The organism is Roseovarius salincola, assembly GCF_026891095.1.
GTDB lineage: Bacteria > Pseudomonadota > Alphaproteobacteria > Rhodobacterales > Rhodobacteraceae > Roseovarius > Roseovarius salincola.
The window spans coordinates 95,707-119,576 of record NZ_JAPTNL010000011.1 but is presented as its reverse complement, the minus strand read 5'-3'; the positions used below and the strand labels follow the sequence as shown (position 1 = coordinate 119,576).

At 62.6% G+C, this 23,870-nt stretch carries 26 protein-coding genes; 25 read left to right on the top strand and 1 reads right to left on the bottom strand.

Translation table 11 applies throughout. The features are described 5' to 3' along the window. Positions 1-45: 45 nt before the first annotated feature. From rplN to N5A93_RS12895, 22 genes are all read left to right on the top strand, one after another. On the top strand, positions 46-414 hold the full coding sequence (gene rplN / locus N5A93_RS13000; RefSeq protein WP_073033610.1) for a 50S ribosomal protein L14: 369 nt from the start codon (positions 46-48) through the stop codon (positions 412-414). A gap of 1 nt (position 415) precedes the next feature. After that, the gene (rplX, locus tag N5A93_RS12995; RefSeq protein ID WP_268955535.1) at positions 416-727 is read left to right on the top strand and encodes a 50S ribosomal protein L24; all 312 of its coding nucleotides are present in this window, start codon (positions 416-418) and stop codon (positions 725-727) included. Then, the gene (gene rplE, locus N5A93_RS12990; protein WP_268955534.1) at positions 720-1,283 is read left to right on the top strand and encodes a 50S ribosomal protein L5; all 564 of its coding nucleotides are present in this window, start codon (positions 720-722) and stop codon (positions 1,281-1,283) included. Before rplX ends, rplE begins: the two co-directional genes overlap by 8 nt. A gap of 18 nt (positions 1,284-1,301) precedes the next feature. Beyond that, positions 1,302-1,607 carry a 30S ribosomal protein S14 gene (gene rpsN / locus N5A93_RS12985; RefSeq protein WP_268955533.1) on the top strand — a complete coding sequence of 102 codons (306 nt, stop codon included), beginning with the start codon at positions 1,302-1,304 and terminating at the stop codon, positions 1,605-1,607. A 12-nt stretch (positions 1,608-1,619) separates the two neighbouring features. Then, the gene (gene rpsH / locus N5A93_RS12980; RefSeq protein ID WP_085818447.1) at positions 1,620-2,012 is read left to right on the top strand and encodes a 30S ribosomal protein S8; all 393 of its coding nucleotides are present in this window, start codon (positions 1,620-1,622) and stop codon (positions 2,010-2,012) included. Between the two features lie 11 nt (positions 2,013-2,023). Then, positions 2,024-2,557 (top strand): 50S ribosomal protein L6, encoded by a 534-nt coding sequence (gene rplF, locus N5A93_RS12975; protein WP_268955532.1) that lies wholly within the window; start codon positions 2,024-2,026, stop codon positions 2,555-2,557. A 12-nt stretch (positions 2,558-2,569) separates the two neighbouring features. Further along, positions 2,570-2,929, top strand: coding sequence for a 50S ribosomal protein L18 (rplR, locus tag N5A93_RS12970; protein ID WP_268955531.1), 360 nt, complete (start codon positions 2,570-2,572; stop codon positions 2,927-2,929). A 12-nt stretch (positions 2,930-2,941) separates the two neighbouring features. Continuing rightward, positions 2,942-3,505: a 30S ribosomal protein S5 gene (gene rpsE, locus N5A93_RS12965; RefSeq protein ID WP_268955530.1), complete on the top strand. Its 564-nt coding sequence runs from the start codon at positions 2,942-2,944 to the stop codon at positions 3,503-3,505. A gap of 12 nt (positions 3,506-3,517) precedes the next feature. After that, positions 3,518-3,706 carry a 50S ribosomal protein L30 gene (gene rpmD / locus N5A93_RS12960; RefSeq protein ID WP_085818443.1) on the top strand — a complete coding sequence of 63 codons (189 nt, stop codon included), beginning with the start codon at positions 3,518-3,520 and terminating at the stop codon, positions 3,704-3,706. A gap of 323 nt (positions 3,707-4,029) precedes the next feature. Next, complete coding sequence (gene rplO / locus N5A93_RS12955) at positions 4,030-4,503, top strand: 50S ribosomal protein L15 (protein WP_268955529.1); 474 nt, start codon at positions 4,030-4,032, stop codon at positions 4,501-4,503. Between the two features lie 109 nt (positions 4,504-4,612). Beyond that, a complete protein-coding gene (gene secY, locus N5A93_RS12950; protein ID WP_268955528.1) occupies positions 4,613-5,983 on the top strand; it encodes a preprotein translocase subunit SecY in 1,371 nt (456 codons plus the stop codon). After that, positions 5,980-6,624 carry an adenylate kinase gene (locus tag N5A93_RS12945; RefSeq protein ID WP_268955527.1) on the top strand — a complete coding sequence of 215 codons (645 nt, stop codon included), beginning with the start codon at positions 5,980-5,982 and terminating at the stop codon, positions 6,622-6,624. The genes secY and N5A93_RS12945 overlap by 4 nt, the downstream gene beginning before the upstream one ends. Before the next feature lie 205 nt (positions 6,625-6,829). Beyond that, on the top strand, positions 6,830-7,198 hold the full coding sequence (rpsM, locus tag N5A93_RS12940) for a 30S ribosomal protein S13 (protein WP_085818439.1): 369 nt from the start codon (positions 6,830-6,832) through the stop codon (positions 7,196-7,198). 15 nt (positions 7,199-7,213) lie between these two features. After that, positions 7,214-7,603 carry a 30S ribosomal protein S11 gene (gene rpsK / locus N5A93_RS12935; RefSeq protein ID WP_007817184.1) on the top strand — a complete coding sequence of 130 codons (390 nt, stop codon included), beginning with the start codon at positions 7,214-7,216 and terminating at the stop codon, positions 7,601-7,603. A gap of 111 nt (positions 7,604-7,714) precedes the next feature. Then, complete coding sequence (locus N5A93_RS12930; RefSeq protein WP_268955526.1) at positions 7,715-8,731, top strand: DNA-directed RNA polymerase subunit alpha; 1,017 nt, start codon at positions 7,715-7,717, stop codon at positions 8,729-8,731. A 193-nt stretch (positions 8,732-8,924) separates the two neighbouring features. Further along, positions 8,925-9,347: a 50S ribosomal protein L17 gene (rplQ, locus tag N5A93_RS12925; RefSeq protein WP_268955525.1), complete on the top strand. Its 423-nt coding sequence runs from the start codon at positions 8,925-8,927 to the stop codon at positions 9,345-9,347. Positions 9,348-9,508: 161 nt separating this feature from the next. Further along, the gene (locus tag N5A93_RS12920) at positions 9,509-10,888 is read left to right on the top strand and encodes a trypsin-like peptidase domain-containing protein (RefSeq protein ID WP_268955524.1); all 1,380 of its coding nucleotides are present in this window, start codon (positions 9,509-9,511) and stop codon (positions 10,886-10,888) included. 4 nt (positions 10,889-10,892) lie between these two features. Beyond that, entirely contained in the window at positions 10,893-12,206 is a 1,314-nt protein-coding gene (locus N5A93_RS12915; protein ID WP_268955523.1) for a replication-associated recombination protein A, read from the top strand. Positions 12,207-12,501: 295 nt separating this feature from the next. Further along, entirely contained in the window at positions 12,502-14,112 is a 1,611-nt protein-coding gene (locus tag N5A93_RS12910; RefSeq protein ID WP_268955522.1) for an ABC transporter substrate-binding protein, read from the top strand. A gap of 206 nt (positions 14,113-14,318) precedes the next feature. Further along, complete coding sequence (locus N5A93_RS12905) at positions 14,319-15,275, top strand: ABC transporter permease (protein ID WP_268955521.1); 957 nt, start codon at positions 14,319-14,321, stop codon at positions 15,273-15,275. Positions 15,276-15,290: 15 nt separating this feature from the next. Beyond that, positions 15,291-16,532 (top strand): ABC transporter permease, encoded by a 1,242-nt coding sequence (locus tag N5A93_RS12900; protein WP_268955520.1) that lies wholly within the window; start codon positions 15,291-15,293, stop codon positions 16,530-16,532. A 2-nt stretch (positions 16,533-16,534) separates the two neighbouring features. Further along, positions 16,535-18,217 carry an ABC transporter ATP-binding protein gene (locus N5A93_RS12895; protein ID WP_268955519.1) on the top strand — a complete coding sequence of 561 codons (1,683 nt, stop codon included), beginning with the start codon at positions 16,535-16,537 and terminating at the stop codon, positions 18,215-18,217. A 447-nt stretch (positions 18,218-18,664) separates the two neighbouring features. On the opposite strand, the gene carB is transcribed toward N5A93_RS12895, so the two are convergent. Further along, entirely contained in the window at positions 18,665-21,961 is a 3,297-nt protein-coding gene (gene carB, locus N5A93_RS12890) for a carbamoyl-phosphate synthase large subunit (protein ID WP_268955544.1), read from the bottom strand. On the opposite strand from carB, the gene N5A93_RS12885 reads away from it, so the two are divergent. From N5A93_RS12885 to N5A93_RS12875, 3 genes are read left to right on the top strand one after another with little or no spacing between them, the layout of a single operon-like run. Continuing rightward, positions 21,924-22,115, top strand: a complete 192-nt coding sequence (locus N5A93_RS12885; protein ID WP_268955545.1) for a hypothetical protein — start codon at positions 21,924-21,926, stop codon at positions 22,113-22,115. The two genes, carB and N5A93_RS12885, sit on opposite strands and share 38 nt — an antisense overlap. Before the next feature lie 34 nt (positions 22,116-22,149). After that, positions 22,150-23,274, top strand: coding sequence for an aminodeoxychorismate synthase component I (locus N5A93_RS12880; protein WP_268955518.1), 1,125 nt, complete (start codon positions 22,150-22,152; stop codon positions 23,272-23,274). Continuing rightward, the gene (locus N5A93_RS12875) at positions 23,229-23,870 is read left to right on the top strand and encodes an aminotransferase class IV family protein (RefSeq protein ID WP_268955517.1); all 642 of its coding nucleotides are present in this window, start codon (positions 23,229-23,231) and stop codon (positions 23,868-23,870) included. The genes N5A93_RS12880 and N5A93_RS12875 overlap by 46 nt, the downstream gene beginning before the upstream one ends.

Genomic DNA, 23,870 nt, shown 5'->3' with positions numbered 1-23,870 from the left:
CTGGGGAAACGGCAATGATGCCCCCCAAAGGTCGGGAGAAACCAAATGATCCAGATGCAGACCAATCTGGATGTAGCTGACAACTCCGGCGCACGCCGGGTTCAGTGCATCAAGGTCCTGGGTGGTTCCAAGCGGAAATACGCGTCGGTGGGTGATATCATCGTCGTTTCCGTGAAAGAGGCCATTCCGCGCGGCCGCGTGAAGAAGGGCGATGTCCGCAAGGCCGTCGTCGTGCGCACCGCCAAGGAAGTCCGCCGCGAAGATGGCACCGCCATCCGGTTCGACCGCAACGCGGCTGTCATCCTGAACAACAACAATGAACCCGTCGGCACCCGTATCTTCGGGCCGGTCGTGCGCGAGCTGCGCGCCAAGAAGTTCATGAAAATCATCTCGCTCGCCCCGGAGGTGCTGTAAGATGGCTGCCAAACTGAAAAAAGGCGACACCGTCGTCGTTCTGGCCGGCAAGGACAAGGGCAAGCAAGGCGCTATCCTTTCGGTCAGCCCCAAGGCCGGCAAGGCCGTGGTTGACGGTGTGAACGTCGCCATCCGCCACACCAAGCAAAGCCAGCAGAGCCAGGGCGGCCGCATTCCGCAGCCCATGCCCATCGATCTGAGCAACCTGGCGATCCTCGACAAGAACGGCAAACCCACCCGCGTCGGCTTCAGGACCGAAGTCGACAAGAAGGTGCGCTTCGCCAAGACCACGGGGGACGTGATCGATGCTTGATACAGCAACCTACACCCCGCGCCTTCGCGCGCAGTTCCGCGACACGATCAAGCCCGCTCTGAAAGAAGAGTTCGGCTATACCAACGACCTTCAGATCCCGCGCCTGGACAAGATCGTCCTGAATATCGGCTGCGGTGCCGAGGCGGTCCGCGATTCCAAGAAGGCCAAGTCGGCCCAGGAAGACCTGACCCAGATCGCCGGTCAGAAGGCGCTTGTGACCTTGGCGAAGAACTCGATCGCCGGTTTCCGCGTCCGCGAAGGCATGCCGATGGGCGCCAAGGTCACCCTGCGCGGCCACCGGATGTATGATTTCCTTGATCGTCTGATCACGATCGCCATGCCCCGCATCCGCGACTTCCGCGGCGTGTCGGGCAAATCCTTCGATGGCCGCGGCAACTATGCGCTCGGCATCAAGGAGCACATCGTGTTCCCCGAGATCGAGTACGACAAGGTCGACGAGGTCTGGGGCCTGGACATCATCATCGCCACCACGGCGAAGACCGACGCTGAAGCAAAGGCGCTGTTGAAGCATTTCAACATGCCCTTCAACAGCTGATCGCGGGAGAAGAAAGATATGGCTAAGAAAGCAATGATCGAACGCGAGAAGAAGCGTCAGCGCCTGGTGCAGAAATACGCCGCCAAGCGGGCCGCTCTGAAAGCGATCATCAACGACGAGAGCAAGCCGATGGAAGAGCGTTTCCGCGCCTCCCTGAAGCTGGCGGAACTGCCGCGCAACAGCTCGGCCACCCGGTTGCACAACCGCTGCCAGCTGACGGGCCGTCCGCATGCTTACTATCGCAAACTCAAAGTGTCGCGGATCGCCCTGCGCGAGCTTGGCTCGAATGGCCAGGCTCCCGGCATGGTGAAATCGAGCTGGTAAGGAGGACGCAAAATGAACGATCCTATCGGCGATATGCTCACCCGTATCCGCAACGCGGCTATGCGTGGCAAGTCCACCGTTTCCTGCCCGGCGTCGAAACTGCGCTGCTGGGTGCTGGATGTGCTGGCTGACGAAGGCTACATCCGCGGCTATGAAAAGACGACCGGCGCAAACGGTCATCCGGCCCTGGAAATCAGCCTCAAATACTTCGAAGGCGCCCCCGCCATACGCGAGATGAAACGGGTCTCCACGCCCGGTCGCCGCGTCTATATGGGCGTCAAGGACATCCCTTCGGTCCGTCAGGGCCTGGGCGTGTCGATTGTCTCCACCCCGATGGGTGTGATGTCGGATGCATCCGCGCGCGCTGCCAATGTTGGCGGCGAGGTGCTCTGCACCGTATTCTAAGGAGCTCGGACATGTCTCGTATCGGAAAACAACCAGTGGCTCTGCCCGATGGCGTCACCGCCACCCTTTCGGGTCAGACCATCGAGATCAAAGGCCCGAAGGCCACCAAGACCTTCACCGCGACCGACGATGTCACCATCGTCATCGAGGATGGCCAGATCACCGTCACCCCCCGCGGCAAGTCCAAACGGGCGCGCCAGCAATGGGGCATGACGCGCACCGTGCTTGCCAACATGGCGCATGGCGCGAAAGAGCCCTTCAAGAAAGAGCTCGAAATCAACGGCGTGGGCTACCGGGCGCAGATGCAGGGAAACACCCTGAAGCTGAACCTCGGCCTCAGCCACGATGTCGATTTCGAGGTTCCGGAAGGTGTGACCGTCACGGCCCCCAAGCCCACCGCACTGGTGGTCGAAGGCCATGACAAGCAACTCGTCGGACAGGTCGCGGCCAATATCCGCGACTGGCGTCGCCCCGAGCCCTACAAGGGCAAGGGCATTCGCTACAAGGGCGAGTACATCTTCCAGAAGGAAGGCAAGAAGAAGTAAAGGACGCGACAGATGGCAAACAGCAAGAGAAAACTGTTCCTCAAACGCCGCCTGCGCGTTCGGAACAAACTTCGCAAGGTCAACGCCGGGCGCCCGCGCCTCAGCGTTCACCGCTCGAACAAGAACCTCAGCGTTCAGCTGATCGACGATCTCAACGGTGTGACGCTGGCCTCGGCCTCGACACTCGAAAAGGATCTCGGGCTCGTGGGCAAGAACACCCTCGAGGCGGCGGCAAAGATCGGCAGCACCATCGCCGAACGCGCGCAGAAAGCCGGTATCACCGAGGCCCAGTTCGACCGTGGCGGGTTCCTCTTTCATGGCCGGATCAAGGCCGTGGCGGACGCCGCGCGCGAAGCCGGTCTGAAGATCTAAGGAGACGAGAGAATGGCAAGACAAGATAACCGCCGTGACCGTCGCGACCGCGACGAAGCACCGGAATTCGCCGATCGTCTCGTAGCGATCAACCGGGTGTCCAAAACCGTGAAGGGCGGCAAGCGCTTCGGGTTCGCGGCACTGGTGGTCGTGGGCGATCAGAAGGGCCGCGTCGGCTTCGGCAAGGGCAAGGCCAAAGAGGTGCCCGAGGCGATTCGCAAGGCCACCGAACAGGCCAAGCGCCAGATGATCCGCGTGCCGCTGCGCGAGGGTCGCACCCTGCATCATGACGGTTATGGCCGTCACGGCGCCGGCAAGATCATCATGCGTACCGCGACGACCGGTACCGGCATCATCGCCGGCGGTCCGATGCGTGCCGTGTTCGAGATGCTCGGTGTGCAGGACGTGGTCGCCAAGTCGGTCGGTTCGCAGAACCCCTACAACATGATCCGCGCAACGCTGAACGCGCTGCAGTTCCAGGCCAGCCCCCGCATGGTGGCACAGCGCCGTGGCAAGAAGGTCGCCGACATCCTCAAAAAGGATGACGCGCCGGCCAAAGAAGCCGCGGAAGCGTAAGGAGAGCGACCCATGGCAAAGACCATCGTAGTCAAGCAGATCGGCTCTCCGATCCGCCGCCCGGAAAAACAGCGCCAGACGCTGATCGGCCTCGGGCTCAACAAGATGCACAAGACGCGCGAACTTGAAGACACCCCCGCCGTGCGCGGCATGGTCAACAAGATCCCGCATCTGGTGGAAATCATCGAAGAAAAGGGCTGAAGCCGGGACGGGGTGATCCCCGGCCTACGGTTCAGACATTGCGCCCCGTCCTGAAATGGCCGGGGCGTTTTCATGTCCGTCGCTCACGCCGCCATGCATCACCCCATGCGCCGAACGAGCCGTTTTTCTTGAAAAGAAAACGGCCCGGAAACTTTTGAAGTTTCCGGCGGCCACGCCTCCCCCAGCGCCAGCCCTCTTGCATCGCGCGTCAACACCCCGTATACGCCCGCGGGTGGCCTTCGGGCACACGACTCACAATCAAGACATGCCGTGGTTGGCCCCATCACGCTTCGGGGGTCACATCCGGCTTCAGGAGAAGCAACATGAAACTTCACGAACTGCGCGACAATCCCGGCGCGACCAAGACCAAGAAACGCGTTGCCCGCGGCCCCGGCTCGGGCAAGGGCAAGACCGCCGGCCGCGGCATCAAGGGTCAGAAATCCCGTTCGGGTGTGGCCATCAAGGGCTTCGAAGGCGGCCAGATGCCGATCTATCAGCGCCTGCCCAAGCGCGGTTTCACCAAGCCCAACCGCAAGCAATTCGCCATCGTCAACCTTGGCATGATCCAGAAATTCGTGGACGCCAAGAAGATCGACGCGAAGAACCCCGTCACCGAAGACGTGCTGATCGAGGCGGGCCTCGTGCGCCGCAAGCTCGACGGTGTGCGCATCCTCGCCAAGGGCGAGCTGAGCACCAAACTGTCGATCGAGGTCACCGGCGCGTCCAAATCGGCCATCGAGGCTGTCGAGAAGGCGGGTGGCTCGCTCACGGTCACAACCGCGCAGGCGGCCGAATAAGAGGTTGTGGGCGGTGTTCGCGCCGCTTACATATCTTTGAGTTTTCCTGAAACGCCGCCTGTGCCGGAAAACGGCTTTAGGCGGCGTTGGCACTTGAAAGAGACCACGAATGGTATCTGCAGCAGAACAAATGGCCGCCAACACCAGTTGGGCCGCCCTTGGCAAGGCCACCGAGCTCCGCAAGCGGATCTTGTTCACGCTCGCGCTCCTGATCGTCTACCGCCTTGGCACCTACATTCCGGTTCCCGGCATCGACGGGGCCGAATTGCGCAACTTCATGGAAGGGGCGGCGTCGTCGATCGGGGGGATGCTGTCGATGTTCACCGGCGGTGCGCTTGGCCGCATGGGGATTTTCGCGCTTGGCATCATGCCCTATATCTCGGCCTCGATCATCGTGCAGCTTCTGGCGGCCATGGTGCCCGCGCTCGAGCAGCTCAAGAAAGAGGGCGAGCAGGGCCGCAAGAAGATCAACCAATATACCCGTTACGGCACGGTCTTCCTGGCGACGCTGCAATCCTATGGCCTTGCGGTCAGCCTGCAATCGGGCGACCTCGTGACCAATCCGGGCCTCTTCTTCCTTGCCAGCTGCATGATCACGCTGGTCGGGGGCACCATGTTCCTGATGTGGCTGGGCGAGCAGATCACCGCGCGCGGCGTGGGCAACGGCATCTCGCTCATCATCTTTGTCGGCATCATCGCCGAAGTGCCCGCGGCGCTGGCGCAGTTCTTCAGCCAGGGCCGCTCGGGCGCGGTCAGCCCGGCGGTGATCATCGGCGTGATCGTGATGGTGATCGCGGTGATCGCCTTCGTGGTGTTCATGGAACGCTCGCTGCGCAAGATTCATATCCAGTATCCGCGCCGCCAGGTGGGGATGAAGGTCTATGACGGCGGCTCCTCGCACCTGCCGGTCAAGGTCAACCCCGCGGGCGTGATCCCGGCCATCTTCGCCAGTTCGCTGTTGCTGCTGCCGACCACGATCAGCACGTTTTCAGGCAACCAGACCAGCCCGATGATGTCGACGATCATGGCTTATTTCGGCCCCGGCCAGCCGCTTTACCTGCTGTTCTTCACGGCGATGATCGTTTTCTTCACCTATTTCTATACCTATAACGTCTCGTTCAAGACCGATGACGTGGCCGACAACCTGAAGAACCAGAACGGCTTCGTGCCCGGGGTGCGTCCGGGCAAGAAAACGGCCGAATACCTGGATTACGTGGTGACCCGCATTCTGGTGCTCGGCTCGGCCTATCTTGCGGCTGTCTGCCTCCTGCCCGAGGTTCTGCGCAGCCAGCTGGCCATTCCCTTCTATTTCGGCGGCACCTCGGTGCTGATCGTGGTGTCGGTGACGATGGACACGATCCAGCAGGTGCAAAGCCACCTTCTGGCGCATCAATATGAGGGCCTGATCGAGAAATCGCAGCTGAGCGGCAAGGGCAAGGGCAAAAAGCGCGCTCGCAAGAAAGGGACAACACGCCGATGAACATCATTCTTCTGGGGCCGCCGGGGGCGGGCAAGGGCACGCAGGCGCATATTCTGGTGGATACGCGCGACATGATTCAGCTCTCGACGGGCGACATGCTGCGCGAGGCCAAGGACAGCGGCTCGGAAATGGGCAAGAAGGTGGCCGAGGTCATGGCCCGCGGCGATCTGGTTACCGATGAGATCGTGATCGGCCTGATCCGCGAAAAGCTCCAGGGCGACAAGAAGGGCGGTTTCATCTTCGACGGCTTCCCGCGCACCCTCGCTCAGGCCGACGCGCTGGCCGACCTGCTTGAAGAGCAGGGCGAGACACTGGACGCCGTGATCGAGATGCAGGTCGATGACGATGCGCTTGTCAGCCGTATCACCGCCCGCTCGACCTGTGCGGGCTGCGGCGAGGTCTATAACGACATCACCAAGCCGATCCCGGCGGATGGCCGCTGCACCAAATGCGGGGGCGCCGAATTCAAGCGCCGGGCGGACGACAACGAAGACAGCCTGCGCCAGCGCCTGATGGAATATTACAAGAAAACCTCGCCGCTGATCGGCTATTACTATGCCAAGGGCCAGCTTCAGTCGGTCAACGGTCTGGGCGAGATCGACGAGGTCAAAGCGGCCATTGCCGCCGTGCTGGGCAAATGATGGCGCAATGTGGGGGCAGGGGGTTGACGCCCACCGCAATTGCTCCTAACCAGCACCATCCCGCGCGGAATTGATTCTGGCGCGGGGCTTGGTCCTTCATGGGCCGATCACCTGAAATCAGCTGCGGCCCGGTCGGCAACGCTCCGGGCTTGCGTTGTGAAAAAAGGTTCTGGAGCTACGGAACCGCAACGAAAGGACATGACACGTGGCACGTATCGCCGGCGTTAACATCCCGACTTCCAAACGGGTTCCCATCGCCCTCACCTACATCACCGGAATTGGCCATTCCTCGGCCAAGGCCATCTGCGAAGCGACCGGCATCGACCAGAGCCGCCGCGTCAACGAGCTCTCGGATGCCGAGGCGCTGGCCCTGCGCGAATATATCGACGCCAACCACACCGTCGAAGGCGACCTGCGCCGCGAGACGCAGATGAACATCAAGCGCCTGATGGACCTTGGGTGCTACCGTGGCCTGCGCCACCGCCGGAACCTGCCGGTTCGCGGCCAGCGCACCCATACCAATGCCCGCACCCGCAAGGGCCCGGCGAAAGCCATCGCCGGCAAGAAGAAGTAAGGGAGGGCATAACCAATGGCACGTGATACCCGTCGTACGAAAAAGAAGGTTTCCAAGAACATCGCCACCGGCGTTGCGCATGTGAACTCTTCCTTCAACAACACCAAGATCCTGATCTCGGATGTGCAGGGCAATGCGATCGCATGGTCGTCGGCTGGCACAATGGGCTTCAAGGGTTCGCGCAAATCGACCCCCTATGCCGCGCAGATGGCCGCCGAAGACGCCGGCCGCAAGGCGCAGGAACATGGCATGAAGACCCTCGAGGTCGAGGTTCAAGGCCCCGGTTCGGGTCGTGAATCGGCGCTGCGCGCGCTGGCCGCCGTCGGCTTCAACATCACGTCGATCCGTGACGTGACGCCGATCGCGCACAATGGCTGCCGCCCGCCGAAACGCCGCCGGGTCTGAGCATTTTTCAAAGGTGGGGCCGCGTGCGATGCACGGCCCCATTCCGTCATATTGAACCTCGGGCGTCCCCTGCTTTTGGACATGGAGCCGGGACAGGAATGGAGGGAACGCATGATCCATAAGAACTGGGCTGAACTGATCAAGCCGACACAGCTGGACGTGAAACCGGGCAATGACCCGCTTCGCCAGGCGACCGTCGTGGCCGAACCGCTGGAACGCGGCTTCGGTCTCACGCTTGGCAACGCGCTGCGCCGCGTCCTGTTGTCCTCGCTTCAGGGGGCCGCCATCACCAGCGTTCAGATCGACAACGTCCTGCACGAATTCTCTTCGGTTGCAGGCGTGCGCGAGGATGTCACCGACATCGTTCTGAACCTCAAGGGCGTTGCCCTGCGCATGGAAGTCGAAGGGCCCAAGCGCCTGTCGATCTCGGCGAAAGGGCCGTCGGTCGTGACCGCCGCCGATATCGCCGACAGCGCCGGGATCGAAATCCTGAACAAGGAACATGTGATCTGCCACCTCGACGAGGGCGCGGATCTGTTCATGGAACTGACCGTCAACACCGGCAAGGGCTATGTCGCCGCCGACAAGAACAAGCCCGAGGACGCACCCATCGGCCTGATCCCGATCGACGCGATCTATTCGCCGGTCCGCAAGGTCAGCTATGACGTGCAGCCGACCCGCGAAGGGCAGGTTCTGGACTATGACAAGCTGACCATGAAGGTTGACACCGACGGCTCGCTGACGCCGGATGATGCCGTGGCCTTCGCCGCACGCATCCTGCAGGACCAGCTGTCGATCTTCGTCAACTTCGAGGAGCCCGAGGCCGCTGGCCGCGAGTCCGAGGACGAGGGGCTGGAATTCAACCCGCTCCTTCTCAAGAAGGTGGACGAGCTGGAACTCTCGGTGCGCTCCGCGAACTGCCTCAAGAACGACAACATCGTCTATATCGGCGATCTGATCCAGAAGACCGAAGCCGAGATGCTGCGCACCCCGAACTTCGGCCGCAAGTCGCTCAACGAGATCAAGGAAGTTCTCTCGGGCATGGGTCTGCACCTTGGCATGGATGTCGAAGACTGGCCGCCCGACAATATCGAAGACCTGGCCAAGAAATACGAAGACCAGTTCTGAAGATTTCGCGGGGCGGTCCGGCTTTTGTACGGACCGCCCCGCGCAACCACGGAATTTGGTACAAAACCAGCGTACAAAACGCGCGTTTCGTACCGTTTCCACCCCGGGCATCCGCCCCAAGGAGAGCCGGTGACACGCATCGCCGGCCAGACAAAGCAAAATCGCCCGTAGAGGGCAAAACGGAGACAAAACCATGCGTCACGCAAAAGGCTACCGCCGCCTCAACCGGACCCACGAACACCGCAAGGCTTTGTGGGCCAATATGGCTGGCTCGCTCATTGAACATGAGCAGATCAAGACCACGCTGCCCAAGGCCAAAGAACTGCGCCGGGTGATCGAGAAACTTGTAACCCTCGGAAAACGCGGCGATCTTCACGCCCGTCGCCAGGCCGCGTCGCAGCTCAAGCAGGACCAGTATGTCGCGAAACTGTTTGACGTTCTGGGGCCGCGCTACAAGGACCGCCAGGGCGGTTACGTGCGCGTCCTGAAGGCCGGTTTCCGCTATGGCGACATGGCACCGATGGCGATCATCGAATTCGTCGACCGCGATGTGGATGCCAAGGGCGCCGGCGACCGTGCCCGCACCGAAGCTGAAGAAGCGGCTGCCGACGAATAAGAAGCGATTGAAAACCAAAAGGTTTTCATGCAGACCCCCGCCCGGAACGGCGGGGGTCTTTGCGTTCTGGCAAGGGTAATTTGTGCCGATTTCGCCGCCAGCGGTTGCAATGCCGGGCGCATCTCCGCATATGGTCTGGACAGCAGCAAGAGGGGAACGACGTGATCCGTGCGCTCTGCATTCTTGGACTTGTGCTGACCGGCCCGGCCTGGGCCGATGAAACCCGCGTGCCCCAAAGCCCCGCCGAGATTTCGCTCAGTTTCACCCCCGTGGTCAAGCGCGCGGCCCCTGCCGTGGTCAACATCTACGCGCGCCGCATCGTCAATACGCGCTCCAGCCCGTTCAGCGACGACCCGTTTTTCCAGAACCTTTTCAGGGATTTCGGCGTGCCTCGTCAAAGGGTCGAGAACTCTCTTGGCTCGGGCGTGATCCTCAGCGAGGACGGGATCGTCGTGTCGAACTACCATGTCGTCGCCGAGGCCACCGATATCCGCGTGGTGCTCAATGACCGGCGCGAATATTCCGCCTCCGTGCTTCTGGCGGACGAGGAAAGCGACCTTGCCGTGCTGCGGCTCGAGGACGCGCCCGAGATGCCCGCGCTCAAGCTGCGCGACAGCGACACGGTCGAGGTCGGCGAGCTGGTGCTGGCCATCGGCAACCCCTTCGGCGTCGGCCAGACCGTCTCCAGCGGCATCGTGTCGGGCCTTGCGCGTTCGGGCACCGCGACCGGCAACGCACGCGGCTATTTCATCCAGACCGATGCGCCGATCAATCCGGGGAATTCCGGCGGCGCGTTGGTGGATATCAACGGTCGGCTGGTCGGCGTGAACACCGCGATCCTCAGCCGTTCGGGCGGATCGAACGGGATCGGCTTCGCCATTCCCTCGGCGCTGGTGGCGCAGTTCCTGCAACAGGCCGAGGCGGGGAATACCACGTTCGAGCGCCCCTGGGCGGGGCTTGCCGGTCAGCCGGTCACGGCGGACATGGTCGAGGGTCTGGGCCTTTCTCGCCCCGGCGGGCTGATCATCTCGCAGGTGCATCCGCAAAGCGGCTTTGCCGGTGATATCCGCCCGGGTGACGTGATCACCACGGTCGACGGGCAGCCGGTGAACACCCCGGCCGAGATGCTGTTTCGCATGTCGGTTGCCGGCTTAGGGGCCGATATAACGCTCACGCGGGTGCGCGATGGCGAGGTGCAGGAGGTCACGCTTGCGCTGGCCGCCGCCCCCGACACGCCGCCGCGCGCGCAAACGATCACGCCGGACGGCGCGGCCATTCCCGGCGTGACCCTGTCCACCATCAACCCCGCCGTTCTGGCGGAATTTGACTTGCCGCTTGGTGCCAAAGGCGTCTTGGTCGATGACCCCGGCCAGATCGGCGCGCGTGCGGGCCTGCGCGCGGGCGATATCCTGCGCTCCATCGACGGGGTCGATATTGCCGACACGACCGAGGCTGAAGACCTTTTGTTGAACGCGCGGGGCCGACTGTCGCTCGAGGTGCAGCGCGGCACACGGCGCGTCGTCATGCGGTTCAGGCTTTAGGACGATGGCGGATCTCTTTGACAAGAACCCCGACGCGATCCCCGACAGCGCCCCGCGCCCGCTCGCCGACAGGCTGCGCCCGCGCAAGCTTTCGGATGTGATCGGGCAGCCGCAGGTGCTTGGCCCCGAGGCGCCGCTTGGCGTGATGCTGGCCTCGGGGAGCCTCTCGTCGCTGGTGTTCTGGGGGCCGCCGGGCGTGGGCAAGACCACCATCGCGCGGCTTCTGGCGGATGAGACCGATCTTCATTTCGTGCAGATCAGCGCCATTTTCAGCGGTGTCGCCGAACTGAAAAAGGTGTTCGAGGAAGCACGCCACCGCCGCGCGAACGGGCAGGGTACCTTACTGTTCGTCGACGAGATACACCGCTTCAACAAGGCCCAGCAGGACAGCTTCCTGCCGCATATGGAGGATGGCACGATCCTTCTGGTGGGGGCCACCACCGAGAACCCCAGTTTCGAGCTCAATGCCGCGCTTCTGAGCCGCTCGCAGGTGCTGGTGCTGGAGCGGCTTGGCCTGGCCGATCTCGAGCGGCTGGCGCAACGGGCCGAGGCCGAGCTGGACCGCGCCTTGCCGCTGGACGGCCCGGCGCGCGAGGCGCTGCTTGAAATGGCCGATGGCGACGGGCGCGCCCTTCTGAACCTGATCGAACAGGTCGCCGCCTGGAAGGTCGATGGCAAGCTCGACACGCAGGGGCTTGGCGTGCGGCTGATGCGGCGGGCGGCGAAATACGACAAGTCGGGCGACGAGCATTTCAACCTGATCTCGGCGCTGCACAAATCGGTGCGCGGCTCGGACCCGGATGCGGCGCTCTACTGGCTGGCGCGGATGCTGACCGGCGGCGAGGACCCCCGTTACCTGGCGCGGCGCATCACCCGCATGGCGATCGAGGATATCGGGCTGGCCGACCCGCAGGCGCAGAATGTGTGCCTCCATGCCTGGGAAATCTACGAGCGCCTTGGCAGCCCCGAGGGTGAACTGGCGCTGGCGCAGGCGGTCACGTATCTGGCGCTGGCGCCCAAATCCAACGCCGTCTACGGCGCCTACAAGGCCGCCATGCGCGAGGCCAAGAAGACCGGAAGCGCACCTCCCCCCAAGCATATCCTGAACGCGCCCACAGGCCTGATGAAGGATCAGGGCTATGGCGAAGGCTACGCCTATGACCACGACGCCGAAGACGGGTTCTCGGGGCAGAACTATTTCCCCGAAGGCGTGAAACGCCCGGTGCTTTATCAACCTGTCGAGCGCGGGTTCGAGCGCGAATTGAAGAAGCGGCTGGATTATTTCGCGCGCCTGCGTGCGCGCCGTGATTCTGACTGAACGCGCGCTCATGCCGCGCAGCAGCGCTGCGGAATACGTCGTTTTCAGAATAGTTCCCGGGCACCACAAGGCGTGCTCTTGCGCGATATCGGCTACTTTAGGGCGCTATCTATCTGTCAAGATTAAAAAATCGGACCGCTTTACATGTAAAAGCTGGATGATCGGATAATTTCGTGTTTTGCTGGAACTATGTCGTTTTTGGGCTACTTGACCGGACGTAGGAAGAGGAAGCTTTGATGGATGTCGTCTCCGGGCGGCTCCATAAAGAACAGAATAAAATTTACGGGGAGAAAACATGACAAACGTCAAAGATCAGATTCTGATGGACCGGCTTGCGGAGGCCGCCCGCGAGGGCAGCATTTCGCGTCGTTCCTTCATGAACTATTCGATGGCTGCGGGGCTGAGCGCCTCTGCCGCCACCGGGCTATGGACCAGCAAGGCGCAGGCCGCGCCCAGCATGGGCGGCACCTTTCGCCTCGGCGCGCATGACGGCAACACCTCCGACACGCACGATCCGGGCAGCTACGTGACCTTCTCGATGATTCAGGTTGCGCACACCTTCCGCAGCTACCTGACCCTGATCGAGCCCGACGGGTCGCTTGGCCCGGACGTGGCCAGCGAATGGTCGGCAACGCCCGATGCCAAGGAATGGACCTTCAAGCTGAACGACAAGGCCACGTTCCACAGCGGTCGCAAGGTCACCGCCAATGACGTGATCGCCTCGCTCAACCATCACCGCGGCGAAGAGTCGACCTCGGCGGCCAAGGCGCTGGTGTCGGATGTCGTGGACATGACCGACAATGGCGACGGGTCGATCACGGTCACGCTTGAGGCGGGCAATGCCGATCTGCCCTGGCTGCTGACCGATTATCACCTGGCGATCTGTCCGGCCAACGAGGACGGCAGCATCGACTGGAAATCCGGCGATGGCTGTGGCCCCTACAAGCTGACCAATGCCGAATTCGGTGTCGGCTACAACTTTGTGCGCCATGATGACTGGCACCTGGAGGGGGCCTATTTCGACGAGGTGGTCATTACCGTCCTCAACGACCCGAACGCGCGCCAGACGGCACTTGTCACCGGCGACGTGGACGCGATCACGCAGCTCGAACTCAAGACGCTTTCGCTGTTGCAGCGCGATCCGAATATCGAGATCGACAACGTGCCTTCCGCGGCGGCGATCACCATGCCGATGTTCTGCGATCAGGCGCCCTTCGACAATCCCGATGTGCGCAACGCGCTGAAACTGTCGATGAACCGTCAGGAAATCATCGACAAGATCGCCTTCGGCACCGCCACCGCGGGCAATGATTTTCACCATTCCCCGGCGATGCCCTACTGGCCCGAAGACATCCCGCAGCGTGAATACGACCCGGATGAGGCCAAGTCCCTGCTCCAGAAAGCCGGCGCCGAAGGGCTCTCGGTCGAGATCAAGGTCGCGGACTCGGTCTTCTCGGGGGCGGTCGACATGTGCGTGCTTTATGCCGAGCATGCCAAGGCATCGGGGATTGATATCACGGTCAACCGCGTGCCGAGCGACGGTTATTATTCGGATGTCTGGCTCAAGGAACCCTGGTGCGTCGTGCAGTGGGGCGCGCGCCCGACGCCGGACGTGATGTATTCGCTCGCCTACAAGAGCGACGCGTCCTGGAACGAAAGCCATTGGCAGAACGATCGGTTCAATGAACTGCTGCTGCAAGCCAAGGCGGAACTGGACAACGACCGCCGCGCCGAGATGTATGCCGAAATGGCATTGCTGGCGCGCAACGATGGCGGCACGCTCATTCCGATGTTCCCCAACTTCGTCTATGCGCGCCGCAAGAACGTGCAGCATGGCCCCGATCTTGCCCCAAGCTGGCAGATGGACGGCGCCCGCGCATGCAGCCGCTGGTGGTTTGAAAGCTGAACAAGACGACCGACCCGGCGCATCGCGCCGGGTCTTTCACTGCCTGGGGCGGCATAATTCAGAAAAAGCACCGCGTTCAGGCCAACTGCCTCATTCGGCATGGTCTCGTGAGGGCCGTATCGCAAAGGCACAAGAACAAATTGATCGGCTGGCCGGCTTGATGCTTTGATGCAACGCCACCGTCAGTACGACAGCAGGAGGGACAGATGGGGGACATTCTAGGGCTGATAGGCAAACGGCTCGGTCTCGGACTCGTTATTTTGCTGGTGATCTCGGCAATCATCTTTTTCATGGTCGAACTTCTTCCCGGCGATATCGCGCAAGCGGTGCTCGGCCAGGGCGCGACCGACGAGAACCTTGCCGCGCTCCGCAGAGAGATGGGGCTCGATAAACCAGCGATCGTCCGATACTTTGAGTGGCTCGGAGGTGCAGTCACCTTCGATTTCGGCAATTCCATCGTGACCGGTGAGCGCGTTTCCGTGCTGATCGGCGAACGGTTCAGAAACACGCTTTTCCTTGCCACCTACGCCGCCGCCATCGCGGTGCCGCTGGCGATCATCCTCGGGATCGTGGTCGCGCTGCTGCGCAACACGGTCTTCGACCGGGTGGCCAATGTGTTGACCCTGACCTCGATTTCGTCGCCCGAATTCTTCCTGGGCTATATCCTGATCCTCTACTTCTCGGTGAACTGGGGCATGTTCCCTGCGATCGCGAGCCTGAGCCAGAACATGAGCTTATGGGATCTGCTGCACCGCACCTTCCTGCCTGCGCTGACGCTGGTTCTGGTGGTGACGGCCCACATGATGCGGATGACGCGGGCCGCGATCATCAACCTGATGGCCTCGCCCTATATCGAGATGGCGCGGCTCAAGGGCACGCCGCCCTGGAAGGTGATCGTCAGGCATGCCCTGCCGAACGCCTGGGCACCGATCATCAACGTGGTCGCATTGAACCTTGCCTACCTCATCACCGGCGTCGTGCTGGTCGAGGTGGTGTTCGTCTATCCCGGCATCGGCCAGGCGCTGGTCGACAACGTGTCGAAACGGGATTTCCCCGTGGTTCAGGCAGCATGCCTGATCTTCGCCGCGACCTTCATCCTGCTCAATCTTGCAGCTGATGTGGGCGCAATCCTGACAAATCCGCGCTTGCGGCATCCGAAGTAAGAGGAGGGTGGAATAATGAGCTACTTCGTATTCGGCTTTTACGCCCTTCTGCTTACGGCGTCCTGTCTTGCGGCCTATTTCGACAAGCGCACGTGGTTCCTGACAATCTTTGCCTTCACGCTGGTTTCCTTCGTGCTGGGGATCGTCGGGGGCACCTCGACGCTTCAGACCGTGACGTTGCTCGCTGGGTTGCTGGCACTGGCCGCGATGGTGTCCTACGCCTTTCGCGAGTTCCTGGTGGCCATCGCCTCGAACAACATGGCCAAGGAACTGCGCACGGCGCCCCTGACGGCCGCCTTTGGCCTGTTCGTCATCTTCACCTATGCGGTCGCGGGCATCTTCGCGCCCTGGATCGCGCCGCATGGCGAGGCAGAGGTGATCTCGACCGCCTTTGCGCCACCTGATGACAGCATGCTGCTTGGCGCCGACCAGTTGGGTCGCGACATCTTCAGCAGGATCATCTACGGCACGCGCAATACCGTGTCTCTGGCGCTGTCGGGCACCTTGATGGCCTTTATCCTCGGCGCACTTGCCGGGCTTCTGGCGGCCACGACGGGGGGCTGGTTCGACCAGGTGCTCGGGCGGGTGTCGGACGTGATCATGTCGATCCCGTCGCTGATCTTTGCGCTGCTCATGCTGTCGATCTTCGGCGGTGCGCTGGCCACCGATACCACCAGTTTCGCGCTGCTCTTCGTCTTCGCGATGGTGACCGGGCTTCTGGTCGTGATCGCGAGGGCCGAAAGCAACATCATGAGTTGGGTGATCGGTCTCGCGGTCCTGGTGGCCGCCGCGGCCGGTTTCTCGACGGGGATGCTGATCCTGTTCAACCCTTCCGAGGTGATCCTGATCATGGTCGTCGGCGTCATCTACGCGCCGCGGGTCTTCCGCCTGACGCGGGCGGTCGCGGGCAATGTCGTTGTGATGGATTATATCGAAGCGGCGAAACTTCGGGGCGAGGGCAAGTGGTATCTTATACGCCGCGAAATCCTTCCCAACTCGACTGCGCCCCTCGTGGCCGAATTCGGTCTGGAGTTCTGCTTCGTGTTCCTGTTGGTCGCGGGCCTGTCGTTCCTCGGCCTCGGCATCCAGCCGCCCACGGCGGACTGGGGCTCGATGGTGCGTGAGAACGCGACGCTCATCTCGTTCGGTGACATCACCCCGCTGATACCGGCGGCGGCGATCGCGCTGTTGACCGTTGCGGTCAATTTCGTGGTCGACTGGATGCTGCACCGGTCCTCCGGTCTGAAGGAGCAATAATCATGGTCAAATCAAAAGATGTCCTGCTCGAGATCAGGGATCTCCAGATACAGGGCTATTCCGACGAGCAATGGGTCGACATCATCAAGGGTGTCGACCTGACGCTCCACCGCGGGGAGGTTCTGGGCCTGATCGGCGAATCCGGCGCGGGCAAGTCGACCATCGGCGCAGCCGCCATGGGCTATGCCCGCGACGGCACGCGCATTTCGGGCGGGTCGATCGAATTCGACGGCATGGAACTGACCACCGCCACCGAAGCCGAACGGCGCAGCCTGCGCGGCTCGCGCATCGCCTATGTGGCGCAATCGGCGGCGGCGTCCTTCAATCCGGCGCACAAGATCATCGACCAGCACACCGAGGCACCGCTTCAGTATCGCCTCAAGAAGCGGCTCGAGGCGCAGGAGGACGCGATCGAGCTTTACAACCGTCTGCGCCTTCCCAATCCCGAGGAGATCGGCTTTCGCTATCCTCACCAGGTGTCGGGCGGTCAGTTGCAGCGCGCAATGACCGCGATGGCCATGTCATGCCGGCCTGACCTCATCATCTTCGACGAGCCCACGACCGCGCTTGACGTGACCACCCAGATCGAGGTTCTGGCGGCAATCCGCGATATCGTGGATCAGTTCAACACCGCCGCGATCTACATCACCCATGACCTTGCGGTGGTGGCGCAGATGGCAGACACGATCAAGGTGCTGCTCAAGGGCGAAGAGGTCGAGGAAGCGCCCACCAAAGAGATGCTCGACAATCCCAAGGAGGATTACACCAAGAGCCTCTGGGCGGTGCGCAGTCTCAAGCGCGAGCAGAAATCGCGCCCCGAAGGCGCCACGCCGCTGATCTCGGTCAAGAACGTGGATGCAGCCTATACCGGTGGGGTCAAGGTGCTGGATGATGTCAGCTTTGATATCTACGAGGGCATGACCGTCGCCGTGGTGGGCGAATCGGGCTCGGGCAAATCGACCACCGCGCGCGTCATCACCGGGCTGCTGCCGCCGATGGAAGGCGAGGTGCTGTTCAAGGGCGAACCTTTTCCGCCGGATTATCACAACCGAAGCAGGGAACAGCTCAGGCAGTGCCAGATGATCTATCAGATGGCCGATACCGCGCTCAATCCCAAGGTCAAGATCGCCGAGATCATCGGTCGCCCGGCGCAGTTCTATCACGGGCTCAAGGGCGGCAAGCTCAAGAACCGCGTCGATGAACTGCTCGACCTGATCGAACTGGAGCCCTCGCAGTATTACAACCGCTATCCCCCCGAACTGTCGGGCGGGCAGAAGCAGCGGATCGGGATCGCGCGCGCATTGGCGGCGGACCCGACCTTCATCATCTGCGACGAGGTGACCTCGGCGCTCGATCAGCTGGTGGCCGAAGGAATCCTCAAACTGCTGAACCGCCTTCAGAAAGAGCTGAACTTGGCCTACATGTTCATCACCCATGACCTTGCGACCGTGCGGGCCATCGCCGACGAGGTGGTCGTGATGCAGCATGGCAAGGTGGTTGAACAGGGACCCAAGGAAGAGATGTTCACGCCACCCCACCATCCCTATACCGACCTGTTGCTCAGCTCGGTGCCCGAGATGGACCCGGACTGGCTGACCACCCTTCTGGAGGAGCGCGGCGTCGACAATATCGGCGACGCGGCATCGGCACGGATCGACCCAGAGGATTCGCGTATCAGCAAGTGACGGGGGACGACGAAAAACGGCGGATGGCTTGTGCCATCCGCCGTGACTATGTCTTGAATACGCGACCGGGGCTTGATCGTAGCGCCCGGTTCGTGCTGCCCTGGATCAGGTGATGGACATCGCCGTAAGCACCATCGTTCCGAAGATGACGCCATATACGATGAGGACCGCCGGCCAGGAAGCACTGTGCATACGCAATTCGCGGTTCAGTTCATCGCGTGTCATAGTGGCCTCCTGAAAATTCGAGTTTGCGGTTTTAGCGGGCGCCAGAGCGTCCGTAATTCGCAGATAATCGAAAATTCGGATTGCGCAATACAAAAACGCACAAAAAGCGATGAAATTCCTGCAATGCTGCCCCGGTCGCACAGCATAGCTCGTCGCGATGTGATGCCATGCCGAATTAAATTCAACTAAATCAACGCCTTGCTTGAAGCACCCTGAACTGGATCAGGATGGCCCCTGAAGCGGCATCACCTTCAATTCACCGTCCTGTCGCGCCTTCATCGCCTGCGCTGCGGCATGGGCCCCGGCTGCGGTGGTGAAGTAAGGGATCTTGTCATAAAGCGCAACCGAGCGAATCTCGCGGCTGTCCTCGACCGCCTGCGCCCCTTCGGTCGTATTCATCACCAGCGCGATCTGCCCGTCCTTGAGCATGTCCACGATGTTGGGCCGCCCCTCATAGACCTTGTTGACCACCTCGCAGGCGATATTGTGCTCGCCCAGGAAACCGGCGGTGCCGCGCGTGGCGATCAGCGAAAAGCCCAGGTCGACCAGCAATTGCGCGGTTTCGACCAGTTGCGGGGTCTTGTCCGAGTCCTTGATCGAGAAGAACACCGTGCCGCCCTCGGGCAGGTCGGCGCCCGCGCCCATCTGCGCCTTGAGGAAGGCGCGCGCGAAGGACACGTCCCAGCCCATCACCTCGCCGGTCGAGCGCATCTCGGGGCCAAGAATCGTATCCACGCCGGGGAAGCGCGCGAAGGGCATCACCGCCTCCTTGACCGAGAACCATGGCATCGCCGGATCGGCCAGCGTCATCTGGTCGGCCATCGGCAGGGTGCCCGGTTTGGTGTCGGCGGGGTAGGGGCCGCGATGCGGAAAATTCGACAGCGGCTCACCCGCCATCAGCCGGGCGGCAATCGAGGCAATGGCCGAGTCCGTCGCCTTTGCGACGAAGGGCACCGTGCGGCTGGCACGCGGGTTCACCTCGATCAGGTAGATGTCGTCACCCTTGACCGCGAATTGCACGTTCATCAGCCCGCGCACATTAAGTCCCTTGGCCAATGCCTTGGTCTGGCGGTGAATTTCGGCAATCGTCTCGTCGCTCAGCGAATAGGGGGGCAGCGAACAGGCACTGTCGCCCGAATGCACCCCGGCCTCTTCGATATGCTGCATGATACCGGCCACATGCACCGCCTCGCCATCGCAAAGCGCGTCCACATCGCATTCGATCGCGCCCGACAGATAACCATCCAGCAGCACCGGGCTCTTGCCCGACACCACCACCGCCTCGGCGATGTAGCGCTCCAGATGGGCCATGTCGCGCACGATCTCCATCGCGCGCCCGCCCAGAACATAGGACGGGCGGATTACCAGCGGAAAGCCGATACTTTCAGCGATTTCAAGGGCTTCGGCATCGGAATGCGCGATGCCGTTCTTGGGTTGCTTCAGCTTGAGCTGGTTGACCAGCGCCTGGAACCGCTCGCGGTCCTCGGCCAGGTCGATCATGTCTGGCGAGGTGCCCAGGATCGGGATGCCCTCGGCCTCCAGCGCATTGGCCAGCTTCAGCGGGGTCTGCCCGCCGAACTGCACGATCACGCCGTGCAGCGTGCCGTTTTCCTGCTCGATACGCAGTATTTCCATCACATGCTCGAAGGTCAGCGGCTCGAAATACAAGCGGTCCGAGGTATCGTAATCGGTCGAGACCGTCTCGGGGTTGCAGTTGATCATGATGGTCTCGTAGCCCGCATCGCTCAGCGCGAAACAGGCATGACAGCAGCAGTAATCGAACTCGATCCCCTGGCCGATCCGGTTGGGGCCGCCGCCCAGGATGACCACCTTCTTGCGCTCGCTCGGGCGCGCCTCGCATTCCACCTCGCCCATCATGGGGGCTTCGTATGTGGAATACATATAGGGGGTCTGCGCCTCGAATTCGGCAGCGCAGGTGTCGATGCGCTTGAACACGGCGGTGACGCCCTCGGCGACGCGGCGGCGGCGCACATCGGCTTCGGTGAACCCGGTCAGCATCGCCAGCCGCGCATCGGTGAAGCCCAGCATCTTGAGCGCGCGCAGCCCGGCCGCGTCCTGCGGCAACCCGTCGGCGCGCACCTGCTCCTCGGCATCCACGATCTCGCGGATCCGGGCCAGGAACCAGGGGTCATAGGCCGTGGCGGCCTGGATCTCGTCGTCGCTCAGCCCGTGGCGCATGGCCTGGGCGATGGTGCGCAGGCGGTCGGGCGTCTGACGGCTCAGCGCCTTGATCACGGGAGCCTTGTCGGGGGCGCCCTCGATCTCGATCTCGTCGAAACCGCTCAGCCCGGTTTCCATCGAGGCCAGCGCCTTTTGCAGCGACTCGTGGATCGTGCGCCCGATCGCCATGCCCTCGCCCACCGATTTCATCGCCGTGGTCAGGGTCGGCTCGGAGCCGGGGAATTTCTCGAAGGCGAAGCGCGGGATCTTGGTCACGACATAGTCGATGGTCGGCTCGAAGCTGGCGGGCGTGACCTTGGTGATGTCATTGTCCAGCTCGTCCAGCGTGTAGCCGACCGCCAGCTTGGCCGCGATCTTGGCAATCGGGAACCCCGTCGCCTTCGAGGCCAGCGCCGAGGAACGCGACACGCGCGGATTCATCTCGATCACCACCATCCGGCCGCTTTCGGGGTCGATGGCCCACTGCACGTTCGACCCCCCGGTTTCGACGCCGATCTCGCGCAGTACGGCGATGCTGCCGTTGCGCATGATCTGGTATTCCTTGTCGGTCAGGGTCAGCGCCGGGGCAACGGTGATCGAATCGCCTGTATGCACGCCCATCGGGTCGATATTCTCGATGGCGCAGACGATGATGGCGTTATCCGCCTTGTCGCGCACGACCTCCATCTCGAACTCTTTCCAACCCAGCAGGGATTCGTCGATCAGGATCTGGCTGACCGGCGAGGCATCGAGCCCCGATTTGCAGATCCGTTCGTAATCGTCGCGGTTATACGCCACGCCGCCGCCGGTGCCGCCCAGCGTGTAGGCGGGCCGGATGATCGCCGGCAGACCGACCGTTTCAATGGCCGCCATCGCCTCGTCAAGCGTGTTGGCGATGGTCGCTGCCGGATTCTCGATCCCCAGCCGGTCCATCGCCTCGCGGAACAGCTTGCGATCCTCGGCCATCTCGATGGCCTCGCGGTTGGCGCCGATCAGCTCGACGCCGAATTTCTCGAGCACGCCCATATCGGCCACCGCCAGCGCGGTATTGAGCCCGGTCTGCCCGCCCATCGTGGGCAACAGCGCGTCGGGGCGTTCCTTCTCGATGATCCTGGCGACGATCTCGGGGGTAATCGGCTCGATATAGGTGGCGTCGGCCAGCCCCGGATCGGTCATGATCGTGGCGGGGTTCGAATTGACCAGGATCACCCGGTATCCTTCCTCGCGCAGCGCCTTGCAGGCCTGTGCGCCCGAATAGTCGAACTCGCAGGCCTGCCCGATAATGATCGGGCCCGCCCCGATGATCATGATGGACGAGATGTCGGTTCTTTTCGGCATGGTGATCCCCGGGCAGCTGATCGGGCGCAGGCGATTGCTGCCCGCGCTCAAATTGTTGGCGGTTATATCCATCACAGGCAGGCTTGCAAGGGGGATCGCAAAACCGGGGTCATTGGCCGCTTTTGAGGGTGTCAAACAGGCGCTCAGGCTTTAGATACCACCCACCACGGCAAGGCAGGGGGCACCCGTTGCAGATTCGCTTCGATCATGGACCCGAGGGCAGCGCCGCCCTTTTCGCGGCCCCCCAGCGGATCATAAGCGCGTCGCATCCCGATGAGGTGCCGGATGCAATGGCCGATCTCGATTGTGCGCGCGCCCAAGGCGCATGGCTTGCCGGTTTCGCCAGCTATGAGCTGGGCTATGCGCTGGAACCTCGCCTCGCGCCGTTCATGCCGAAAACCCGCCGCCTGCCGCTCTTGCAGTTCGGGGTTTACAACGCGCCCGACTCCGCGCCGCCGCTGACGCCCGCGCCTGCCGGATTGTCCGACATGCGCCCGCTCTGGTCGGAGGCCGATTACGCGGCGGCCTTTCAAACCGTGCATGACTATATCTGTGCGGGTGACATCTATCAGGCGAACCTGACCTTTCCCCTGACAATGCGGACCGGCACCGCCCCCGAGGCGCTCTACGCCGCCCTGTGCGGCGTGCAACCGGTGCGCTTCGGCGCGCTGATCGACGCGGGCGATCTGCCCGCGATCCTGTCGCGCTCGCCCGAGCTGTTCTTTCGCACCGATGCAGATGGCGGTATCGAAACCCGCCCGATGAAAGGCACGCAGCCGCGCAGCGACGACCCCGTCGAGGATGTGCATCGCAAGATGTTCCTGGCCACCGACGAAAAGAACCGCGCCGAGAACCTGATGATCGTCGATCTGTTGCGCAACGATCTCAGCCGCATTTGCGCCCCCGGCAGCGTGCGGGTGCCGGAACTCTTCAAGGTGGAAAGCTACGAGACCGTCCACCAGATGACCTCGCTCGTCACCGGACGGATGCAATCGGGGCACGGCCTTTCGGATATCTTCCATGCGCTGTTTCCCTGCGGCTCGATCACCGGTGCGCCCAAGCTGCGCGCGATGGAGATCCTCGCCGCGCTCGAACCCGGCGCGCGCGACATCTATTGCGGCACGATCGGCTGGGCCGCACCGGACGGGCGCTCGGAATTCAACGTGGCGATCCGGACGCTGCTGGTGGAAAACGGAAAGGTGACGCTCAATGTCGGCGGCGGCGTCGTTTATGACAGCACCGCCGAATCCGAATACGAGGAGGCGCTATGGAAGGCCCGCTTCGCCCGCCGCCTGCCGATGACTTCCGGCTGATCGAAACCATGCTCTGGACGCCCGATGGCGGCGTCAGCCGCCGCGCCCGCCACCTTGCGCGGCTGGCGCGCAGCGCTTCGCGCCTGGGGATCGCGCCACGCGGGGTGGAACGCGCGCTTGACGCGGTCAGGAGCGATGCGCCGCAACGCCTGCGCCTGACGGTCGCGCGCGACGGGCAGGCGGAACTCGCGGTCTATCCCTTCACACCGCTCCCGTCAGATACCGTCTGGCACCTGGGGCTGGCGCGGGCGCGGCTGTCCTCCGCCGATCCCTGGCTTGGGGTCAAAACCACTGAGCGCGCGCTATACGAGGCTGCGCGCGCCGACATGCCCGACGGGATCGACGAGCTGATCTTCCTCAATGAACGCGACGAGCTTTGCGAGGGCACGATCACCAATCTGTTTGTCGATCCCGGAACCGGGGTGTTGCTGACGCCGCCGCTTTCCTCGGGCGTCCTGCCCGGCATCTTGCGCGAAGAGCTGATCGACAGCGGGCGCGCGCGCGAAGCGGCGCTGACGCTTGCCGATCTGCGCGCGCCCGCATCCGTCTTCGTGGGCAATTCCCTGCGCGGCCTGATCGCCGCACGGCTGGATTGA

Coding starts and splice junctions, on each gene's coding strand:
- rplN (WP_073033610.1), top strand. CDS start 46: ATGATCCAGATGCAGACCAATCTGGATGTAGCTGACAACTCCGGCGCA.
- rplX (WP_268955535.1), top strand. CDS start 416: ATGGCTGCCAAACTGAAAAAAGGCGACACCGTCGTCGTTCTGGCCGGC.
- rplE (WP_268955534.1), top strand. CDS start 720: ATGCTTGATACAGCAACCTACACCCCGCGCCTTCGCGCGCAGTTCCGC.
- rpsN (WP_268955533.1), top strand. CDS start 1,302: ATGGCTAAGAAAGCAATGATCGAACGCGAGAAGAAGCGTCAGCGCCTG.
- rpsH (WP_085818447.1), top strand. CDS start 1,620: ATGAACGATCCTATCGGCGATATGCTCACCCGTATCCGCAACGCGGCT.
- rplF (WP_268955532.1), top strand. CDS start 2,024: ATGTCTCGTATCGGAAAACAACCAGTGGCTCTGCCCGATGGCGTCACC.
- rplR (WP_268955531.1), top strand. CDS start 2,570: ATGGCAAACAGCAAGAGAAAACTGTTCCTCAAACGCCGCCTGCGCGTT.
- rpsE (WP_268955530.1), top strand. CDS start 2,942: ATGGCAAGACAAGATAACCGCCGTGACCGTCGCGACCGCGACGAAGCA.
- rpmD (WP_085818443.1), top strand. CDS start 3,518: ATGGCAAAGACCATCGTAGTCAAGCAGATCGGCTCTCCGATCCGCCGC.
- rplO (WP_268955529.1), top strand. CDS start 4,030: ATGAAACTTCACGAACTGCGCGACAATCCCGGCGCGACCAAGACCAAG.
- secY (WP_268955528.1), top strand. CDS start 4,613: ATGGTATCTGCAGCAGAACAAATGGCCGCCAACACCAGTTGGGCCGCC.
- N5A93_RS12945 (WP_268955527.1), top strand. CDS start 5,980: ATGAACATCATTCTTCTGGGGCCGCCGGGGGCGGGCAAGGGCACGCAG.
- rpsK (WP_007817184.1), top strand. CDS start 7,214: ATGGCACGTGATACCCGTCGTACGAAAAAGAAGGTTTCCAAGAACATC.
- N5A93_RS12930 (WP_268955526.1), top strand. CDS start 7,715: ATGATCCATAAGAACTGGGCTGAACTGATCAAGCCGACACAGCTGGAC.
- rplQ (WP_268955525.1), top strand. CDS start 8,925: ATGCGTCACGCAAAAGGCTACCGCCGCCTCAACCGGACCCACGAACAC.
- N5A93_RS12915 (WP_268955523.1), top strand. CDS start 10,893: ATGGCGGATCTCTTTGACAAGAACCCCGACGCGATCCCCGACAGCGCC.
- N5A93_RS12910 (WP_268955522.1), top strand. CDS start 12,502: ATGACAAACGTCAAAGATCAGATTCTGATGGACCGGCTTGCGGAGGCC.
- N5A93_RS12905 (WP_268955521.1), top strand. CDS start 14,319: ATGGGGGACATTCTAGGGCTGATAGGCAAACGGCTCGGTCTCGGACTC.
- N5A93_RS12900 (WP_268955520.1), top strand. CDS start 15,291: ATGAGCTACTTCGTATTCGGCTTTTACGCCCTTCTGCTTACGGCGTCC.
- N5A93_RS12895 (WP_268955519.1), top strand. CDS start 16,535: ATGGTCAAATCAAAAGATGTCCTGCTCGAGATCAGGGATCTCCAGATA.
- N5A93_RS12885 (WP_268955545.1), top strand. CDS start 21,924: ATGATCATGATGGACGAGATGTCGGTTCTTTTCGGCATGGTGATCCCC.
- carB (WP_268955544.1), bottom strand. CDS start 21,961: ATGCCGAAAAGAACCGACATCTCGTCCATCATGATCATCGGGGCGGGC.
- N5A93_RS12875 (WP_268955517.1), top strand. CDS start 23,229: ATGGAAGGCCCGCTTCGCCCGCCGCCTGCCGATGACTTCCGGCTGATC.